Origin of the sequence: Streptomyces avermitilis MA-4680 = NBRC 14893 (assembly GCF_000009765.2) — a bacterium.
Taxonomy (GTDB): domain Bacteria; phylum Actinomycetota; class Actinomycetes; order Streptomycetales; family Streptomycetaceae; genus Streptomyces; species Streptomyces avermitilis.
In genome coordinates, this window is sequence record NC_003155.5 from 100,201 (window position 1) to 118,796 (window position 18,596).

Below are 18,596 nucleotides of genomic sequence, written 5' to 3' on the forward strand. Positions count from 1 at the left end.
ATTCTCGGCGTTCCGGCGACCGTGCGTGCGGCAGGAGGTGCCACCCGGGCGACGCGCTGTGGTGCGGCGCCGTGCCGGTCAGGCGACCTGGTACCTGCCGACTTCCAGGAAGTGGCGCAGTGCTTCGGGTGTGTTGTCGTCGAGGGCGGCGTTGGCTGCCGCGCGCAGGGCCGGGCTGATGGACGGGTCGGCGAGGATGCGGGCGATGGCGACGCGGTCGTCCTCGGCCTGGGCGATGCGGTAGCCGGTCTCCAGCCAGGCGCGGATCGCGTCGGAGTCGTTGGCGTCTAGGAGGGCGTTGACCTCGGCGATGACGCGCCGGCCGCTGTCGGGGTCGGCGAGCAGGCGCGTGATGGCGACGCGGTCGTCCTCGGCCTGGGCGATGCGGTAGCCGGTCTCCAGCCAGGCGCGCATGGCCTCGGGGTCGTTGGCGTCCAGGAGGGCGTTGGCTTCTCGTGTCACACGCTGGCCGCTGTCCGGGTCGGCGAGGATCCGGACTATGGCCACCCTCAGGTCGTCGGCGTCCGGCTCGTTGGCGGACGAGGACACCGCGGGCACCGTCACCGCGGTCGGTGCCGCCGTGGCGGCGAAGGACGGGGTGGCGAGCAGGAGGGCCGGGGCGAGGATGCCCGCGGCGATGCCGGGCGCTACGCGATGCAGTCGCAAGGGGAATGCTCCTCTTCGTTTGCTACGGAGGTGAGTTGAGGACGCCTCAGGGCGTTCACTTCGGTGATGCTGCCACCTGGGTCTGACAGTGGCAGTTGCCCCGCTGCGGTCGCAGGGCACCGTCGCCGCGGACGTGGCCGGTGTTTCATGGCGGCGCGCCTTCGAGAAGGGCGGCCTTGAGCGCGGCTCGTGGCTGTCGGGGCATGATCGGGCGAGACGATTCCTGGGGGCGGTCGTGGTGTGGTCCGAGCGTGTGGTGGGGCGCGACGGGGTTCGGCTTGTCTGCCGGGACCGGGGCGGGCCGGGGGAGCCGGTCGTGCTGCTGCACGGCTTGGCCGGTCATGCGGGTGAGTGGGAGGTGGTGGCCTCGCGGCTGATTGCCCGGTATCGGGTCGTCGCGGTCGATCAGCGCGGGCACGGCGCGAGCGAGCGTCATCCGTACGCGCCGACATCCACCTCAGCCTGCTCCAACTCGCCTGCAGCATCATCTGCTTGAGACGACTCCGAACTTCATTCTGAAACGATCAGTAAGCTGATCAGAGACGCTCCCCTGTGCGCCGCTCTCGGCTGGGAACCGGCCGTGCTGGAAGCCGCGCAGGGCGCACCGGCCTCGTCCGGGCGCCGCACGCGCCGCCCGGGGCTCTCCGAAGAGGTGCTGCGGGCCTATGCCTACGCGTGCGCTTTTTGCGGATACGACGGCATGCTCGGCCGTAACCCCGTCGGCCTGGAAGCGGCACACATACGGTGGCACAGCCAGGACGGCCCCGACACCCTCGCCAACGCACTCGCCCTGTGCGCGCTGCACCACATCCTCTTCGGCCTCGGGGTCCTCGGCCTCTCCCCCGGCCTGCGCATCCAGGTCTCTCCCCTGTATGTCGCCCGCAGCCACGCCGGACACGCCGTCGGCATCCTCCACCGCCGGCCCCTCGCCCCGCCCCGCCCCGGCCACCCCAGCCCCGGCCCGGAACACATTCACTGGCATCACCAGCAGGTCTTCAAGCACGCCCCCACGCCCGTGGCGCGGTGAGCGGGCCCCCGGCAGCCTGACACGGTGCCAGATCCCCGAGCCTGGCCGGCGCATCGTCAAAGATGCTTGCGCCCATGCCCGTCGCCGGCGCCGCTCCCCCACCCCGCCACCCGTACCCGCTGGTTCGGGCCGGCCGGCGGCGGGCTTCTGGCGGCTTTGCCTTCTCTTTACAACCTGTTCTGCTGCTGCCTCGTCTCTGTGCCCGATCCGTAATTCAGCCCGCCGCATCACCGGGCGGGCCGACCGACGAAAGAGAGCGATTCATGCGCCGAACTGTCCTCAGCGCCGCGGCACTTGCGTGCACGGCCGTGCTGGCGAGCACGGCGGTCGCGTTCGCCGACGGGGCGAGCCCGGCTTCCTCGACCCGTCCGGCCGCCACCACCGCCCCGACCCCGGCGGCGAGCGCCGCACCGACCCGGGCGGCGACCCCGAGCGCCGTGCCGACGCGGGCGTCGACTCCGAGCGCCGCACCGACGCGGGCGTCGACCCCGGGCCAGGTCGCCGTCGTACCGAAGGGAGCGCCCGACACCGGTGTGACGCCGGCGTCGGCGCAGTCCGAAACTGGGGGCGGGCTGATCGGCGGGGGTGCTGCCGCGGTGGCCGCCGTGGGCGGCGCGGCGGTCTTTCTCGTGCGTCGCCGGCGGGCGAGCGGGGCATGACCCTGCCCTCCAGGCGCGCCTTCACCGCCGCGGCGATGGCCTCGTTGCTCGTGGGCTGCGCCGGCCCCGGGGCCGGCCAGGCCACGACGGCCGCACGCCCTGGGCGTACGCCCTCGTCTTCGCGGGCCGCCGCGAAGCCGGCGCATGCGCTTGGGCGTTCGGTCCCCGTCGGGTTGCAGATCCCGGCGATCGGGGTCGACACCCCGCTCCTGCGGCTGGGGCTGGCCGCGGACGGCAGCGTGCAGGTGCCGCCGGTCACGGCGCACGACCGGGCGGGCTGGTACCGGCACTCGCCGACGCCGGGGCAGAGGGGCCCGTCGGTGATCCTCGGCCATGTCACGGTCGGCGCTTACGGGGACGGGGTTTTCCGTCACCTCGCGCGGCTGCGCCGGGGCGAGCGGATCGTGGCGCGCCTGGAGAACGGCACGGCGGCGGTGTTCGCCGTCACCGCCGTACGGACGGTTCCCAAGGCCGACTTCCCGGCGGACGCGGTGTACGGGGACGTAAACCGTCCGGAGCTGCGGCTCATCACGTGCGGCGGCCCCCGCAACGGTGACGGGTACCTCGACAACGTGATCGTCTTCGCCGCGCTGAGCTCCGCAAGCCCCTGACCCCCGCCGCCCGGATCCCGGGCCGGCGGACCCACGTGTGCCGGCGGCCCGGGATCCTTCCCTATGAGTGCCATCACGACCATGGAGAGCGTTGAAACGGTCCCGCGAGAGGGCAGCGTCCGAGCTGTTCGCCGCCCTCTACCCGCGCCTGGCCGGCTGGTGCCGCCGGCTGGTCGACGACGACGAGACGGCTCACGAGATCGCCTCGGAGGCGTTCACCCGGCTCTGGGCCCGCTGGACTTCCGTGGCGGAGCCCCGGGGTTTCCTCTACGTCACCGCGGCCAACCTCGTGCGGGACCACTGGCGCAAGCTCGAGCGTGAACGCAGAGCCGTGCACCGGGTCACCGCCGAAGCCGCGCTCCGCCCGCCGAGCGAACAGGCCGATCCGTCGGTACGTCTGCTCGTGCAGTCGCTGCCGGAGCGACTGCGCGTCCCGATCCTGCTGCACTACTACGCTGACATGCCGATCCGGGAGGTGTCCGTGCTGACCGGGCGCAAGGAAGGAACCATCAAGGCCGACCTCCACGCGGCCCGAGAACTGCTCCGTGCCCACCTCAGGAGAAGCCTTGATCACACACTCTGACGACGGTCCGGACTTCGAACCCGACGACCCCCTCGCCGTCATCCTGCGGCCCCCTTCCGACTATCTCGGCCCACCGGCCGGCCGCTACGAGGCGATCCGCCGCGGCGCGGCCCGCCGCCGGCTGCTGCGCGCCGCGGCCGGGGCCGGCCTGGCGTGCGCGGTCGCCGCCCTCATCGCGCTGCCGCTGCACCTGGCCACGCCCGGCGCGCCCCCCTCCCCCACGGTCCCTCTCGCCCCGCCGCCCGCGAGCAGTTCCCCCACCGCGCCCGCCCCGCCGGCGTCGCCCGAGCCCGTCAGCCCCAGCCCCTCCGCAGGGAGCAGGACCCAAAGCGCCACCACCACCCCGACCAGGGCGGCCGTCCCCACCCGCGCACCGTCGGCGACACCGGCCTCGGCGTCCCTCGCACCATCGGCCCCGGCAGCCACACCCGAAAGCAGCACCCGCCCGTAGCCACGGTCAGCACGGCCGCAGCGGTCCGCGGGCCTCGGACGGCGCCCCCAGCGGCAGAGCGTGCCCGCCGGATGCTCCGCCCCGGGCGTCCACCGCCTCCCGCGCGACGGACACTTCGCGGTGTCCCGCGCGTCCCGCAGGGCCGCCACCCCCGCCCGCACTCGGCGGGCTTGATGCCAGTGCCTGGAGCGACACACGCCGAACAGAACCGGGCCTTCGGGCCGGCGTCCGGCTGAAGCCGTTCACCGCAGGCCGGGCAGTACCGGGCGGGCGCCCGGCCGGAACCATCGGCCACACCACCAGGCCAGGCCCGGCGGGAGATCACACTTCAGCGACTTCGAAAAACGGGCACTCAGCTCTCGTGCGCGCAGCCGGCGGCCGCCTGATGAGCCGTCAGCCACCCGTTGTGGTCCGAGGGAGCCAACACATGCCGCTCCCTGCCCCCTGCCCCCGCGCTGCTTATGATCTACGCCTGCTACTCATGTGCCGGACGGAGACATGCTCCGTTCACCTGATGGAAGGGTGCGTGTGGCACTCATACGGACACTCAGACCGCTGGCCGTCCTCGCGGCGACAGCCGCCCTGTTCGCCGGGATCACGGACCTGCCCGCGGCCGCGGACGGTACCGCGGTGACGAAACTGACGCTCGGCACCGACCAGTTCAAGATGACCGACACCAACTACGAGTCGGCGACGAACAACCTCTACAACAACGTCCTGACAAACCACGCCAACCTCACGGACGTCGTCACCACCGACTACACGAAGAACTCGTCCGGGGCCACCGACGCCTGGATGAACCTGCGTTCCATGCGCGCGTGCGCCGGCAGCGAGACGCAGGCGCTGCCGCCGGTGAACAAGAAGGTCGCCTGGTGCTGGTCCTCGGCGCATGCCGACGACACCACGCCGCGCTGGTTCCCGCAGGGCATGAGCACCACCGGCACCGCCGACGGGGGCGACGGCGCCATCCAGGGCAAGCACGTCTCAGCGGTCGCCTGGCACTACAAGACGTTCAAGACCAACTCGGCCGGCGACCTCGAGGCCAACGACGGCTGCAAGACGAACAACCTGCTCAAGGTCTCCTTCATCGACCGGGACACCGGCAAGTACCGGCACGTCCTGCTCGCCGAGCCGACCAGCACCTCATCCAGCGCCTCGAACTTCAAGTTCGTCACCGGCCACGGCGGCGGCATCGTCTGGTACGCGAACTACCTCTACGTCACCGACACCGCCAACGGCATCCGCGTCTTCGACATCAACAAGCTCGCCAAGGTCGACACCTACGGCTCCGGCCTCAACTCCTACGGCGTCAGCGGCGGCAACTCCAGTGCCTGCGGCTACCCGTACGTCCTGCCCGAGGTCCACTACTACAAGCAGGCGTCCACACCGGCCTCGTGCTCCACGAACGCCGTCGACGGGACCCCCGACGCCGACGCCCTGTGCTATTCCTGGCTCTCGCTGGACAAGACCGGCGCCGGCCCGTTCAAGCTGGTCACGGGCGAGTGGTACGGCAATGTCGCCGGCGGCCGGGTGGTGCGCTACCAGCTCAACCCGACGAGCGCCTCGGCCTACCCCGGGCTGCTGAACATGTCCGGCGGCAAGACCGTGATCCAGGACGCGTACGCGGCCTCCGGCTACCAGGGACTGCAGGGCGGCATGACCTGGACGGACGATGCGGGCCTGCTGAACTTCGCCTTCAGCAAGGGCTGCGGCACCAAGCCCGCCGTCTTCTCGCACACCTGGGCAGGTGACACCCGGGCCGTGACCAGCTGCGCGGCCGGCGGCAACTGGGCGGTCGGCTCGCCGCAGGCCCTCAGCTACTGGCCCAAGCTCGACACGGCCCAGGTGGACGAGCTGTGGGGGCTGACGGAGGGCATCTGCGCCGGCACCTCACTGCGCGCCTCGTACCCGTACGAGTTCCCGGCCGTCTCCGAGAGCGGCAACGCCTGCACCGGCTACAACAGTTCGGACAATCTGTCGCTCCGCTCGGTCTTCGCCGTCGGTTTCACCGACCCGGCGGTCCAGAACCTGCACTGACCTACGACAGCCCGGCTGACCCACACCCGGGGCGGGCCCCGGACAAAGGCGCCACCCGGCGCCCCGGGCCCCGCTCCGGGCGCATCACCGAGCACGGCCCCGCCCATGGACAAGCAGGTGCACGATCCGCCGTCCGCCGGGCGCCCCGCGTCTCCCGGCTGCGCACCGGGCGGGTGCCTCCGGTGCGCCGGCCCGCGTCTCGCCGCGGGCCTGCACGGCGCGGGCCGTCCCCGGCGCTGTCTGCGGCCTTGCTGCTCAGGGCCTTGTCGCCGGCCGCGTCGCCTGGTCTTCTGTACTCCGGCCGGTCGGCCACGCGTTCGCCGCCACCGTGGCGCACGCACCCGGCGCGGGCCGGACAGCAAGACCAGCAAGGACAGGAGCGGCGTGGAATCAGTGGCTGGGCAGGACGTACGGGGCATCCTGCCCGAGGGGCTCGGTGCGGCCGTACGCGATACCGCCGAGGAGATCGCCGCGCTGCTGCGCGGGGGCGCCGACATGGGGCGTGGGGTGCCCGGGTCGCAGTGGACCGTCGGGCAGGCGGCGGCGCATCTGGCGCAGGCAGGCGAGCTGATGGCCGATATCGCGGCGGGACGCGCGCGCAGCTGGGGGGACGGCACGCCGCAGAGCCTTGCCGCGGCCAATGAGCGGGCGCTCGCCGCGTTCGGCGAGCGGAGGGCCGAGCCGCTGGCCGCGATGATCGTGGCGCAGGCCGATGCCTGTGTGACGGCGCTGGAGGAGAGCGCGGCGGGGGCAGCTCTTGTCTCCCCGCTGGGTCCGATGGGCCCCGGTGTGCTGGGGTCCTACCTCCTGACGCACATGCTCGGCCACGGCTACGACCTCGCCCGTGCGCTGGGGTGTGCGCACATGATCGACCGTGCCCGGGTGGAGCTGACCCTGCCGTTTTTGATCACGGCCATGCCGCGGGTGAGCGAGCCCGCCCGCACGGCCGGGCTGAGCGCCTCCTACGCGATCCGCCTGTGGGGCGGCGGACGGTTCGGTGTGCGGGTGGCCGGCGGTGCGGTGGCTGTGGGGCCGCGGCCGCCGGACCGCCCGGACTGCACCATCCTCATCGAGCCGGTCACCTTCCTGCTGATGGCACTGGGCCGCCGCGGTCAGTGGAGCGCCATCGCCCAGGGCCGCATCCTCGCCTGGGGCCGCAGGCCGTGGCTCGCTCCCCGCTTCCCGGCTCTCTTCACAGCGCCCTGAACCGCAGCAGACGGCAGGCGGCAGGCGGCGGGGATGTGTGCCTGCGCCGCTCACCTGTGCCCGGGTGAGGTGAGGGCCGGGCCGGGGTGCAGGAGGCCGAGCAGGCTCTCGCGGTGGAGGTCCGCGATCGGGCCGAGGAGATCCGGGTGGCGCAGCAGCGGCGCCGCACGGTGATCGCGCGGGCTGGGAATGGTCAGCCGGCGCGCGTCGCCCACGCCGTTCGCGCCGTGGTGGGTTGCGGCCAGGCAGGCCGCTGCCACGGCGGCGAGAGCGGGGTCGGCCAGCAGGCAGGCCGCCCAGCTGACGACGGTTTCGTCCACCTGGGTGCGCCAGGCGGGTGCGGCGTCCGTGAGCGGGTGGGCGGCGGCGCCGGTGACGTGGTCCAGCGCCCCGGAGCCGCCGGGGCCGAGCAGGTTCAGCAGTTCGGCGTCCAGCGCGGTGGGGTAGCGCAGGGCGGCGGCGATGGTGGCCGCGTGCTGTGCCTGGGCTTCGGCCAGCGCATCGTTGAGCGGGCCGGCGGCCGGCGGGAACGCCGACAGCAGCCAGCGCGCCGAGGCGGCGATGACGGGCGAGAGATCACTGAGCATGGTGGTCCGTTCTGTGCAGGTGCCCGCCCGGCCTGTGCGTGGATCCGGCCGCGGGCACGCGCGCGCCCCTCGAGGGGCGCGCGTGTGGCAGGCACGTGGCAGGCAAAGGTACGGGGGCCGCCCGGGCGGGCGACAGGACCTGTGTCACAGCCGGCCCGGTCCGGCGGGGCGCGCCACTGCCCGCGGCCGCACAGGCCGCACAGGCCGCACAGGCCGCGGGCGGCGGGCGGCGGGCAGTGGGCGGCGGCGGGCGCGGTCTGGTTCCGGGCGGGCCCGTCGTGCCGGGCGGGGTGAACCGCGCGCGGCGGGGGCCCGGCGGTGCTAGCCGAGCACGCGGTCGAGGTTGAAGGCCGCGCTGATCAGGGCGAGGTGGGTGAAGGCCTGGGGGAAGTTTCCGTGCTGTTCGCCGGTGGGGCCGATCTCTTCCGCGTACAGGCCGAGGTGGTTGGCGTAGGTGAGCATTTTCTCGAACGCGAGGCGGGCCTCGTCCAGCCGGCCCGCGCGCGTCAGCGCCTCGACGTACCAGAACGAGCAGATCGAGAAGGTGCCTTCCTCGCCCTGGAGGCCGTCGGGGCTGGCCTGCGGGTCGTAGCGGTAGACCAGTGAGTCGGACACCAGGTCCTCGCCCAGCGCGTCGAGGGTGGCGAGCCATTTCGGGTCGGTCGGGGAGATGAATTTGGCCAGCGGCATCATCAGCAGGGACGCGTCGAGGATGTCGCTGTCCTCGTACTGGGTGAAGGCGTGGCGTCCGGCGGACCAGCCGTGGCGCATGATGCGCCGGTAGATGTCGTCCCGGGCGCAGCCCCAGCGCACCATGTCGGCGGGCAGGCCGCGGTGCTGGGCCAGTCGCATGGCGCGTTCGATCGCCACCCAGCACATCAGCCGGGAGTAGAGGAACGTCTTGCGTCCGCCGCGGGTCTCCCAGACTCCTTCGTCGGGCTGGTCCCAGTGGTCGCACACCCAGTCGACGAGCTCGCTGATGCTGTCCCAGTGCGCACTGGACAGGGGTTTGCCCCATTTGTCGTAGAGGTAGAGGGAGTCGACCAGCGCCCCGTAGATGTCCAGTTGCAGCTGGCCGACGGCGGCGTTGCCGACGCGTACGGGTGCCGAGCCGCGGTAGCCCTCCAGGTGGGGCAGCTCGCGCTCGGGCAGTTCGCGGCGTCCGTCGATGCCGTACATGATCTGCAGCGGGCCTCTCAGGTGCGGTGCCTGGGTTTCTTCGATGCGGACGTACTCGGAGAGGAAGCCCATGAAGGCTTCGGCCTCGTCGGTGAAGCCGAGCCTGAGCATCGCGTACACGCAGAACGCGGCGTCGCGGATCCACACGTAGCGGTAGTCCCAGTTGCGTTCGCCGCCGATCTGTTCGGGCAGGCTGGTGGTCGGCGCGGCGATGATGGCGCCGGTCGGGGCGTAGGTGAGCAGTTTCAGGGTGAGGGCGGAGCGGTGGACCATCTCCCGCCAGCGGCCGCGGTAGCGCGAGCGGGACAGCCAGTGCCGCCAGTAGCGGACGGTCGCGTTGAATTCCCTTTCGGCCTCGGCCACGGCGCAAAAGCGTGGTGTCACGTCGCCGCCGATCCGGTCGATGGTGAAGACGGCGGACTCGCCCTCGTGCAGTTTGAACAGGGACCACACGTCCTGGCCCGCGACCTCGATGGGCACGGTGGAGGTCAGGGCGAGCCGGAGCGAGGACGATTCGAAGAGCGCCTGGCCGTCCTGGACCTGCACGGTGTGCGGTGCGGTGCCGAACTCGAAGCGGGGGGCGATGAGCGCGCGGAAGGGCAGCGCTCCGCGGGCGCACACCACGCGGCGGATCAGGCGGTGGCGGTCGGCTTCCCGTGAGTCGTCGACGACCGGCATGAAGTCCTGGATCTCGCCGACCCCCTCGTCCGCGAAGAAGCGGGTGATCAGCACATTGGTGTCGGGGAAGTAGAACTGCTTGGTGCGTGCCACAACGTCCGCGGCCAGTTCGAAGGATCCGCCCCGCTCCGCGTCGAGGATCGAGGCGAAGACGCTGGGCGCGTCGAAGCGCGGACAGCAGTACCAGTCGATGGTGCCGTTCGTGCCGACCAGGGCCGCGCTGCGCAGATCGCCGATCAGGCCGTGCTCGGCGATCGGCAGGTAGCGCAGCGGGCCGGCACCGAAAGGCACACCGGGACTGCCGCGCGCCCCGTCCCTCGCTCTGGCTTCGGTCGTGTTCCTCGCTTCAGCCACGTCAGCCTCCCTTGGGCTGTCGCCCGGGCCGCCCCCTGCTTCTCCAGGCTAACGAGTCATCGGGCAACGGACTTGCGGGAGCGGCCCCGCCGGGGGGAACGGCAGCCCCCAGGGGCCCGTCCTGGAGGCCCGCCCTGGGGCGGCCCCGTCCTGGGGGCCCGTCCTGGGGGCCCGTCCTGGGGGCCCGTCCTGAGGGCCCGTACTGGGGGCCCGTCCTGGGGGCCCGTCCTGGGGGCCCGTCCTGGGGGCCCGTCCTGGGGGCCCGTCCTGGGGGCCCGTCCTGGGGGCCCGTCCTGGGGGCCCGTCCTGGGGGCCCGTCCTGGGGGCCCGTCCTGGGGGCCCGTCCTGGGGGCCCGTCCTGGGGGCCCGTCCTGGGGGCCCGTCCTGGGGGCCCGTCCTGGGGGGGTGGGGAGACGGTCCGGTGGCTGGGGTGTCTTCCTGCCTCTGGTGGCGGGCTCCGGTTACTGCCTTGCCGGCCTGGCGTCAAGTGACGAATAGCCGGGGCTGGGGCGGGGCGCGCGCTCCGGGCACGGTGGCAGTCGAGTGTCCGCTGCATCTGAGGAGCGGACCTCGACCGCACTGGAGGCTGGGATGTTCTGCTGGATCGGGGAGGCTGCCACTCGTCGCCCGCGGCTCGTCCTCTTCGGTGCGTTCGTCTTCCTCGTGCTGTGTGTGGCGCTCGGTGCGGGGGCCGGTGGCCGGCTGAAGACGCAGGGGTACGACGATCCCCGTTCCGACTCCAGCTTCGCGGCCCGGGTGACGGCCGAGCACCTCGGGGCGGCCCCGAACCTGGTCGTCGTGGTGCAGGTGCCCGGCGGCTTCGTCGACGACGCCGCCGCCCAGAGGGCGGGCGAGGACCTGACCAGGCGTCTGGCGGCGCAGCCGCAGGTGAGCGCCGTGTCCTCGTACTGGAGGGGCCGTGCGGCCGAGTTGCGCAGCCGGGACGGCCGCTCGGCCATGCTGCTCGCGCACGTGGACGGCACCGGCGAGGAGCTCGGTGGGCGGGTCAAGCGGCTGCGTGAGGCGCTGACCGCTGCCGGGCCGTACACCGGCGGGTCATCCGCCCCCGGGCCGTCCACCGCCGGGCCGTCCACTCCCGGGCCGTCCGCTGCGGGGCCGTCCGCTGCGGGGTCTTCCACGGGCGGATCGCCGGCCGGCGGGTCGTCCGCCCGGGCGGCGGCAAAGGGGATGCCGGCCCTGAAGGTGCACGTGGGCGGGCCGGCTCTCGTCGATGCCGAGCTCCAGGACCTTTCGGAGTCGGACCTGAAGCGGGCCGAGGCCGTGGTCCTGCCGGGGACGCTGATCCTGCTGGTCCTGGTGTTCGGCAGTGTGGTGGCCGCACTGCTGCCCCTGCTGATCGGGGTCCTGTCCATCGCCGGGACGCTGCTGGTACTGAGCGTGCTCGGCCGTGTCACCGATGTGTCGGTGTTCGCGCTGAACCTGACCACGGTGCTCGGCCTGGGCCTGGGGATCGACTACGGGCTGCTGATCGTCTCGCGGTTCCGTGAGGAGATCACCGGCGGGCACAGTGCGCGCGACGCCGCCCTGCGCACCGTGCGCACCGAGGGCCACACGATCGTCTTCAGTGCCGCGACGGTCTGTGCCGCGCTGGCGACGCTGCTGGTGTTCCCGCCGTACTTCCTGCGGTCCTTCGCGTATGCGGGCATCGCCGTGGTGGCGATCGCGGCCGTGGCCGCCCTGACGATCATGCCGGCGCTGCTCACCCTGCTCGGCAAGCGGGTGAACGCCTGGCCGGTGCCGTGGCGCCGCAGGGTCCAGGCGGGCTGCGCGTCGCGCTGGTGGGAGGCGCTGGCGCGCCGTGTCGTGCGCCGCCCGGTGCTGGCCGCGGTGCCGGTGATCGGCCTGCTGGCGGTGCTCGCCGCGCCGTTCGCGCACGCCGGATTCGCCACCCCCGACGACCGGGCGCTGCCGGCCGGCTCGTTCAGCCGGCAGGCCGGGGACCTGGTGCGCGGTGAGTTCGGCACGCGCAGCGCCGGGGCACTGACGGTCTTCACCACGAGTGCGACACCCCAGGTCGCACTCGACTACGCCCCCCGGCTGTCCGCGCTGCCCGGCGTGGCCCAGGTGGTGGGGCCGTTCGGTGTCTACCGGGACGGCCGGCAGGTGGCCGCATCCGGCCCGGGCCAGGCCGGCCCTTCCGGCACCGACAGGGCGGCCTTCCACTCGGTGGTGCCGTCGGCCGACCCCCGGTCGGGCGCCGCCCAGCGCCTCGTTCGCGCCATCCGCGCGATGCCCACGCCCGCGGACACCCACGTCCACGTCGGCGGGCCGAGCGCGGTCCTGGTCGACGCCAAGGACACGGTCGCCGGCCGGCTTCCGCTGGCGCTGGCCGTGATCACCCTCACCACGTCCGTACTGCTGTTCGGCTTCACCCGCAGTGTGATCCTGCCGCTGAAGGCGATCGCGCTGAACGCCCTGAGCCTTGCCGCGGTCATGGGCGCCATGGTGTGGGTCTTCCAGACGGGCCATCTGCAGAGCCTGCTCGGCTTCACGCCCGGACCGCTCTCCACGACCATGCCGGTGCTGCTGTTCTGCATCGTCTTCGGGCTCTCGGTCGACTACGAGGTGTTCGTCCTCGCCCGTATCAAGGAAGCCCACGACGCCGGGCAGGACACGGCCGGCTCGATCGTCACGGGCATCGCCCGCACCGGCGGCATCGTCACCACCGCCGGCGCCCTGCTCGCGTTCACCCTCCTCAGCTTCGGCACCTCCCAGGTGTCCCTCCTGCAGTTCTTCGGGATCGGCGCCGGTCTTGGCGTTCTCCTCGACGCCACCCTCGTGCGCGGCGTCCTCGTGCCCGCGCTCATGCGCCTGGCGGGCGGCTGGAACTGGTGGGCACCGCGCGGGCTGCGACGCGACCGGCCCGCCAGAAACGGCCCGCCCGTCACAGGCGATCCGCCGGCGCGCCGGGCGCCTCCGCCGCCGCCCGCACGGCATGCACCGCCCACACCGCCCGTACCGCCCGTACCTCAGGTATCGCAGGCATCGCAGGCATCGCAGGCACCGGCTGGTGCAGGCCCTGCCGTACCTCCCGTCTCGTCCCCATCACGGCGCACACCCGACGTCTCCCGCTCCAGCCACCCGACCCAGGAAGGCCTCTCATGACTGACAACGCCACCGACAACGCCACCGGCATCGCCATCGTCGGACTCGGCTGCCGTTTCCCCGGCGCCGGCGACATCCAGGCCTACTGGAAGCTCCTTCTGAGCGGACAGCGGCAGTTCTCCGCGGTCCCGGCAAACCGCTGGAACCACGACACCTTCCACGAACCGGGCAGGCGGCGCGGCGGCCATGCCGCATACACCGACCAGGTCGCCTTCCTGGACGGCGTGGAGCGGTTCGCCGGCCTGCACTACGGTCTGCCGCCCGCCCGTGTGCGGGCCATGGACCCCCAGCACCGTCTGATGCTCGACGTCACCCGCGAGGCCCTCGACGACGCGGGGTGGGGCCGCGGCGGCTTCGACCGGGAGAACACCGGGGTCTTCGTCGGGATATCGGTGTCCGACTACAAGGACCTCATGACGGCCCGTATCCGCGCCGTCAGCCTCGCCGACGGGTCCATCGGCGGCGCAACCGACCCCCGCATCCTGGAGGCCTTCAGGGAGCGGGCCGAGGAGCTGAGCACGATCCACTCCTTCACCCTGCCCGGGAGCCTGCTCAACATGGCGCCCGCCACCGTCAGCCGGCAGTTCGGCCTCGGCGGCCCCAGCTTCGCCGTGGATGCGGCCTGCTCCAGCTCACTGATCGCCCTTGAGACGGCCGTCGCCCACCTGCGCCAGGGCACCTGCCGGATCGCTGTCGTCGGCGGCGCGTATCTCAGCCTCACCCCCGACGGCCTGGTCGGCTTCTCCCAGCTCGGCGCACTGTCCGCCACCGGGGTGTGCCGCCCCTTCGACAAGGACGCCGACGGGTTCGTCCTCGGCGAAGGCGCCGGAAGCGTCGTCCTACGACCGCTGCCGGACGCACTCGCCGACGGCGACCGCGTCTACGCCGTCATCAAGGGCATCGGCTCGGCCAACGACGGCGCCTCTCCCGAACCGCTGGCCCCCACCCCCGAAGGCCAGCTGCGGGCCATGCGCCGCGCCTACGCCGACGCCCGTGTGACCCCCTCCTCGGTGGGCTTCATCGAGGCCCACGGCACCGGCACCAGGGCCGGGGACCGCGCCGAGGCCCAGGCGCTGCGCCGGCTGCGCACCGAGTACCCCGATGACGATCCCGCCCTGTGCTACCTCGGCTCGGCCAAGGCCCTCATCGGGCACTCGCTGTCCGCGGCCGGCATCGCGGGGCTGATCAAGACGGCCCTGGTCGTCCACCACCGCACGATCGTGCCGCAGCCGGACACCACCCCCCACCCGGACCTCGGGATCGAAGCGGCCGGCCTGCGCTTCGCCCCCGCTGCCCGGCCATGGCCGAGCAGCGGGGGCCCGCTGCGGGCCGCCGTCAGCTCCTTCGGCTTCGGGGGCACGAACGTCCATGTGGTCCTCACCCCGCCGCCCGCCCCCCTCGGCCATGCCGCAGGCACCGCTGAGGTCCGCCCCCGTGCGACGCACCGAAGCCTCGCCCCCAATCCCGCCCCGGGCACCGCCCCGAACCCCACCTCGTGCTGATCTCGGCCGGCAGCCCCCGCCTGCTGGACGGGCAAATCGGTGAGCTGCTCGACTTCCTGGACCGCTCGCCCGGCACCCCGCCGGCAGCCATGGCCCACACCCTGGGCGGCCGCGAGATGCTCACCGCCCGGCTCGCGGTGGTGGCCGCCACCCCGGACGAACTGGCCGGGCGGCTGCGCCGAGCCCGCCGGCAGCTCGCCGACGGCGTCCGGGGCGACCTGGGCGACGGCGCGTTCGCCGCGGACGCTCCCCTGCCGCCGGAGCAGCGCCGTATCGCCTTCGTCTTCCCCGGCCAGGGCAGTCAGCGCCCCGCCATGATGCACGACCTCTACCAGCGGTCCGGCCTGTTCCGGGCGGCCCTGGACACGCTGGGCGCCCCGGCCCGCGAGCACACCGGCCTCTCTCCCGCCCAGGTGCTGTACGGACAGCGGGCGAGCACCCCTCCCGGCGATGCGCAGCTGCGGCAGCGGCCGGCCGGCACCGATGTGTGCCAGCCGCTGCTCGGCAGCGTCCAGATCGCCGCCACCCGCCTGCTGGCCGCCTGCGGCGTCAGCCCCGACCTCACGCTGGGCCACAGCGCCGGAGAATTCGCCGCGGCCGCCGCGGCCGGCGCGCTCACCGACGAGGACACCGTCCGGCTGCTGGCCCACCGGGGCGCCGCCCTGGCCCAGGCCGAGACCGGCGCCCGGGGCGGGATGCTCGCCGTGCAGAGCGACAAAGAGACCTGCAGGCGGCTGGTCCACGGGATCGACGACGTGTGGTTCGCCTGCTTCAACCACCCGCGGCAGGTCGTGGTCAGCGGCACCGTCCAGGGCCTCGCCGCGCTGCGGCGCGCCTGCGCCGCAGCGAAGGTCGCCGCGGTGACGCTCGAAGTGTCGAACGCCTTCCACTCGCCGCGGCTCGCCAGTGCCGAGGCGGCCATGCGCGCGGATCTCGCCCGCCGCCCCGTCACCCGGCCCCCCGTGGCGTTCGTGTCGTGCGTGAGCGCGGCCCTGTGCAGCGACCCCGCCGAGCTGCGCGAGCTGTGGGCCCGCCACGCGTGCGCGCCGGTCCGCTTCGAGGAGGCCGTCCGCAGTGCCTACGCCCACGGCGCCCGCGTCTTCCTCCAGGTGACCGGTAACCGCTCGCTCCTGGCCTCTGTCCGCCGCAGCCTCGCCGGCCACGGCGACGTTCGTCTCGCGGGCACCGACGGGCCGGCGCCCGACAGCGGACGCGGCTTCCTCCAGGCCCTGGCCCACCTCGCGGTCCTGGGCGCCCCGGTGGACCCCCGCGCCCTGATCCCCCAGCAGGACCGCCGGCTGCTGGACCTGCCGGTGGCCCGGCTCGACACCCAGTCCTACTGGATACGGCAGCCCCGCCGACCCGCAACCCCCGTGAACCCGGTGAACCCGGTGAACCCGGTGAACCCGGTGAACAACGAAGCCCCGACCGCCGGCGTCCCGCTCCGGCCCGCACCATTCGGCCCCTGTGGCGCCCCGCGCACCGAACAGCCGGCCACCGGCCGGACGACGGCCGGGGAAACCACCGGGGAAGCCACCGGGGAAACGACCGGGCAAACGGCCGGGGAGGCAGACGGGCAAGCGGACGGGCCGGCGACTTGGCAGGCGACCGGGCAGGAAGTGCTGCACGAGGCGCTCACCCTGCTGCGGGAACAGGGCGCGCTGCTCACCCGCCTGAGCGAAGCCCTCGGAACGCACCACGCCACCGGGCCGGCGGCGCAGAGCGAGGCCCTGCCCATAGCCTCCACAGCCCCGGCAGCCTCCGCTCCCCCTGCCCCGGCAGCCTCCGGCATCCCGGCTGTCCCGGCCGTGCGCTGCGCACCGCCCGCCGACGACGATCCTGCGGCGGCCTCGGCGGACGCAGACCGCCCAGCGGCCCGGAACATCACGGACATCACGCAGATCAGGGAAGCCGCAGAGGCAACAAAGGTCTCAGAGGCCACGGAGGCCACGGAGGCCGGGGAGGCTGCGGAGGCTGCGGAGGCCGCGGAGACGGTGTTCGCTCACGTGGCGCGGATCAGCGCGTTCCCGATCAGTCATCTGCACGGGCGGCAGCTGCTGACCGACGATCTCGGTTTCGACTCCCTGATGCTGACCGACCTGTTCGCATCCCTCAAACGGCAGTGGCCCTTCCTGACGATCGACGAGAAGACCTATGACCGGCCGACCGTCGAAGGCCTCATCACCATGATCACGGACGGCTCCGCGGACACCGCACCGCTCACCGCACCGCGCACCCGGCCGACGGGCCGCCGGGAGGCGGCAGATGCCCTCGCCGCACCACAAGCCGTCACCGAACCAAACGCCGAACCAAACGCCGGACCGGGTGCCGGCCCAGGCGCCGGTCCGGATGCCGGTCCGGACGGCGACGCCCTGCCCGACCCGCCCGCCGTCGGCCCGCACGCAGTGCCGCCGACGCGGACCGGTTTGCACGCGGTACCGCCGGCGCACACCGGCCTGCACGCGGTGCCCGCGGCGCGCACCGGGCCCGCCACCGCCGGCCTGCCCGAGCAGCAGACACAAATCGAGTGCTTCCCGGAGGTCACCGCGCACAACGAGCGCTTGGCCACGTACAGCCGACTGGGCCTGCCCAACCCGTACTTCGTGGTCCATGAACGCGGCATGACGGACACGACCGTCGTCGGCGGCCGCGAGCTCCTGTCGTTCTCCAGCTACAACTACCTGGGCATGGCAACGCACCCCCAGGTCAACGAGGCAGCCAGAAAAGCCATCGAACGCTGCGGCACCTCGGTGTCCGCCAGCCGGCTGCTGTCCGGCAGCCGTCCCCTGCACCTGGAACTCGAAGCGGAACTCGCCGCCACCCTCGGATGCGAGGCCGCGATCACTCTCGTCAACGGGCACGCCACCAACGTCACCGTGATCGGGCACCTCGTCGGCGAGGGCGACCTCATCGTCCACGACTCCCTCGCCCACGACAGCATCATCCAGGGATGCCGGCTCTCCGGCGCGAGGCGGCGGCCCTTCCCGCACAACGACGCGGCCGCCCTGGACGCCCTCCTCACCCAGGTCCGCCACCACTACCGCCGCGTCCTGGTCGTCGCCGAGGGCGTCTACAGCATGGACGGTGACATCGCCGACCTGCCCGCCCTGATCGAGGTCAAGCGCCGGCACGGCGCGCTGCTGATGATCGACGAGGCGCACAGCATCGGAGTGATCGGCGCCGCGGGGCGCGGCATCGGCCAGTACTTCGACGTGGACCGCCAGGACGTCGAGCTGTGGTCGGGCACGCTGTCCAAGGCGCTGGCGAGCTGCGGCGGTTACGTCGCCGCCGGCCGTACGGTGGTCGACTACCTCCGCTACACGGTTCCGGGCTTCGTCTTCAGCGCCGGCATGACTCCCGCGAACACGGCCGCGTCCCTGGCCGCCCTGCGCGTGCTGCGGGCCGAACCGCAGCGCGTGGCACGCCTCAAGGAGAACTCCGCCCTCTTCGCCCGCCTGGCGCACCGGGCGGGCATCGACACCGGACCCAGCCACGACACGCCGATCATCCCGTGCATCGTCGGGGACTCGGCGAAGACCCTGCAGCTCGCCGAGGCGCTCTTCGAGCAGGGCATCAGCGTCAACCCCATCCTGTATCCGGCGGTACCCGAGAAGGCGGCCCGGCTGCGTTTCTTCATCACCTGCGACCACACGCCCGACCAGATCCACCACACCGTGCGGGAACTGGCCCACGGGCTGCGGCAGGCGGACACCGCCCCCGCCGCCTGAAGGCACCCCTGCGGCGTACACCCGCCGTTGCGGGCGACCGCACCGGGCCCGGCCCCCGGGCCGCGGCCGGATCCCGGGCAGGGCAGGCATCGACACCGCCGCAAAGACACCCCTCTTGCAGGCTGTGCCCGGGCCGAGGAGCGCCGCTGACGCGGCCCCCGGGCGGGCCGGCCGGCCCCAGGACACCCCGGCCCGGGACACC

12 protein-coding genes and 2 pseudogenes are annotated in these 18,596 nt (G+C 73.2%); 11 read left to right on the top strand and 3 right to left on the bottom strand.

Features of this window, described 5'->3' with window-relative positions; genetic code table 11:
• Positions 1–78: 78 nt before the first annotated feature.
• Positions 79–666, bottom strand: a complete 588-nt coding sequence (locus SAVERM_RS00880; RefSeq protein WP_010981525.1) for an ALF repeat-containing protein — start codon at positions 664–666, stop codon at positions 79–81.
• Positions 667–901: 235 nt separating this feature from the next.
• Here SAVERM_RS00880 and SAVERM_RS39105 point away from each other — a divergent pair.
• From SAVERM_RS39105 to SAVERM_RS00915, 8 genes and pseudogenes are all read left to right on the top strand, one after another.
• Positions 902–1,108, top strand: a pseudogene (locus SAVERM_RS39105) (alpha/beta fold hydrolase); the annotation flags it as partial.
• A 99-nt stretch (positions 1,109–1,207) separates the two neighbouring features.
• Positions 1,208–1,693, top strand: a pseudogene (locus SAVERM_RS00885) (HNH endonuclease); the annotation flags it as partial.
• 263 nt (positions 1,694–1,956) lie between these two features.
• Positions 1,957–2,352, top strand: a complete 396-nt coding sequence (locus SAVERM_RS44080; RefSeq protein WP_078234661.1) for a Tat pathway signal sequence domain protein — start codon at positions 1,957–1,959, stop codon at positions 2,350–2,352.
• Entirely contained in the window at positions 2,349–2,963 is a 615-nt protein-coding gene (locus SAVERM_RS00895; RefSeq protein ID WP_010981528.1) for a class F sortase, read from the top strand. The genes SAVERM_RS44080 and SAVERM_RS00895 overlap by 4 nt, the downstream gene beginning before the upstream one ends.
• A 91-nt stretch (positions 2,964–3,054) precedes the next feature.
• Entirely contained in the window at positions 3,055–3,546 is a 492-nt protein-coding gene (locus SAVERM_RS00900; RefSeq protein ID WP_010981529.1) for an RNA polymerase sigma factor, read from the top strand.
• Positions 3,530–3,997 carry a hypothetical protein gene (locus SAVERM_RS39115; RefSeq protein WP_078234660.1) on the top strand — a complete coding sequence of 156 codons (468 nt, stop codon included), beginning with the start codon at positions 3,530–3,532 and terminating at the stop codon, positions 3,995–3,997. Before SAVERM_RS00900 ends, SAVERM_RS39115 begins: the two co-directional genes overlap by 17 nt.
• Before the next feature lie 528 nt (positions 3,998–4,525).
• Positions 4,526–6,034: a hypothetical protein gene (locus SAVERM_RS44085; RefSeq protein ID WP_242432067.1), complete on the top strand. Its 1,509-nt coding sequence runs from the start codon at positions 4,526–4,528 to the stop codon at positions 6,032–6,034.
• A gap of 384 nt (positions 6,035–6,418) precedes the next feature.
• Positions 6,419–7,240 carry a maleylpyruvate isomerase family mycothiol-dependent enzyme gene (locus SAVERM_RS00915; RefSeq protein ID WP_037652240.1) on the top strand — a complete coding sequence of 274 codons (822 nt, stop codon included), beginning with the start codon at positions 6,419–6,421 and terminating at the stop codon, positions 7,238–7,240.
• A gap of 50 nt (positions 7,241–7,290) precedes the next feature.
• On the opposite strand, the gene SAVERM_RS00920 is transcribed toward SAVERM_RS00915, so the two are convergent.
• Complete coding sequence (locus SAVERM_RS00920) at positions 7,291–7,827, bottom strand: hypothetical protein (protein ID WP_010981533.1); 537 nt, start codon at positions 7,825–7,827, stop codon at positions 7,291–7,293.
• 321 nt (positions 7,828–8,148) lie between these two features.
• Positions 8,149–9,975: a glycoside hydrolase family 15 protein gene (locus tag SAVERM_RS00925; RefSeq protein WP_037652242.1), complete on the bottom strand. Its 1,827-nt coding sequence runs from the start codon at positions 9,973–9,975 to the stop codon at positions 8,149–8,151.
• Positions 9,976–10,581: 606 nt separating this feature from the next.
• On the opposite strand from SAVERM_RS00925, the gene SAVERM_RS45205 reads away from it, so the two are divergent.
• The 3 genes from SAVERM_RS45205 to SAVERM_RS00940 are packed head-to-tail and all read left to right on the top strand — an operon-like array spanning position 10,582 to position 18,394.
• Positions 10,582–13,164 carry an MMPL family transporter gene (locus SAVERM_RS45205; protein ID WP_148663778.1) on the top strand — a complete coding sequence of 861 codons (2,583 nt, stop codon included), beginning with the start codon at positions 10,582–10,584 and terminating at the stop codon, positions 13,162–13,164.
• Positions 13,161–14,666 carry a beta-ketoacyl [acyl carrier protein] synthase domain-containing protein gene (locus SAVERM_RS00935; protein ID WP_010981536.1) on the top strand — a complete coding sequence of 502 codons (1,506 nt, stop codon included), beginning with the start codon at positions 13,161–13,163 and terminating at the stop codon, positions 14,664–14,666. The genes SAVERM_RS45205 and SAVERM_RS00935 overlap by 4 nt, the downstream gene beginning before the upstream one ends.
• A complete protein-coding gene (locus tag SAVERM_RS00940) occupies positions 14,660–18,394 on the top strand; it encodes an aminotransferase class I/II-fold pyridoxal phosphate-dependent enzyme (RefSeq protein WP_010981537.1) in 3,735 nt (1,244 codons plus the stop codon). The genes SAVERM_RS00935 and SAVERM_RS00940 overlap by 7 nt, the downstream gene beginning before the upstream one ends.
• Positions 18,395–18,596 lie beyond the last annotated feature (202 nt).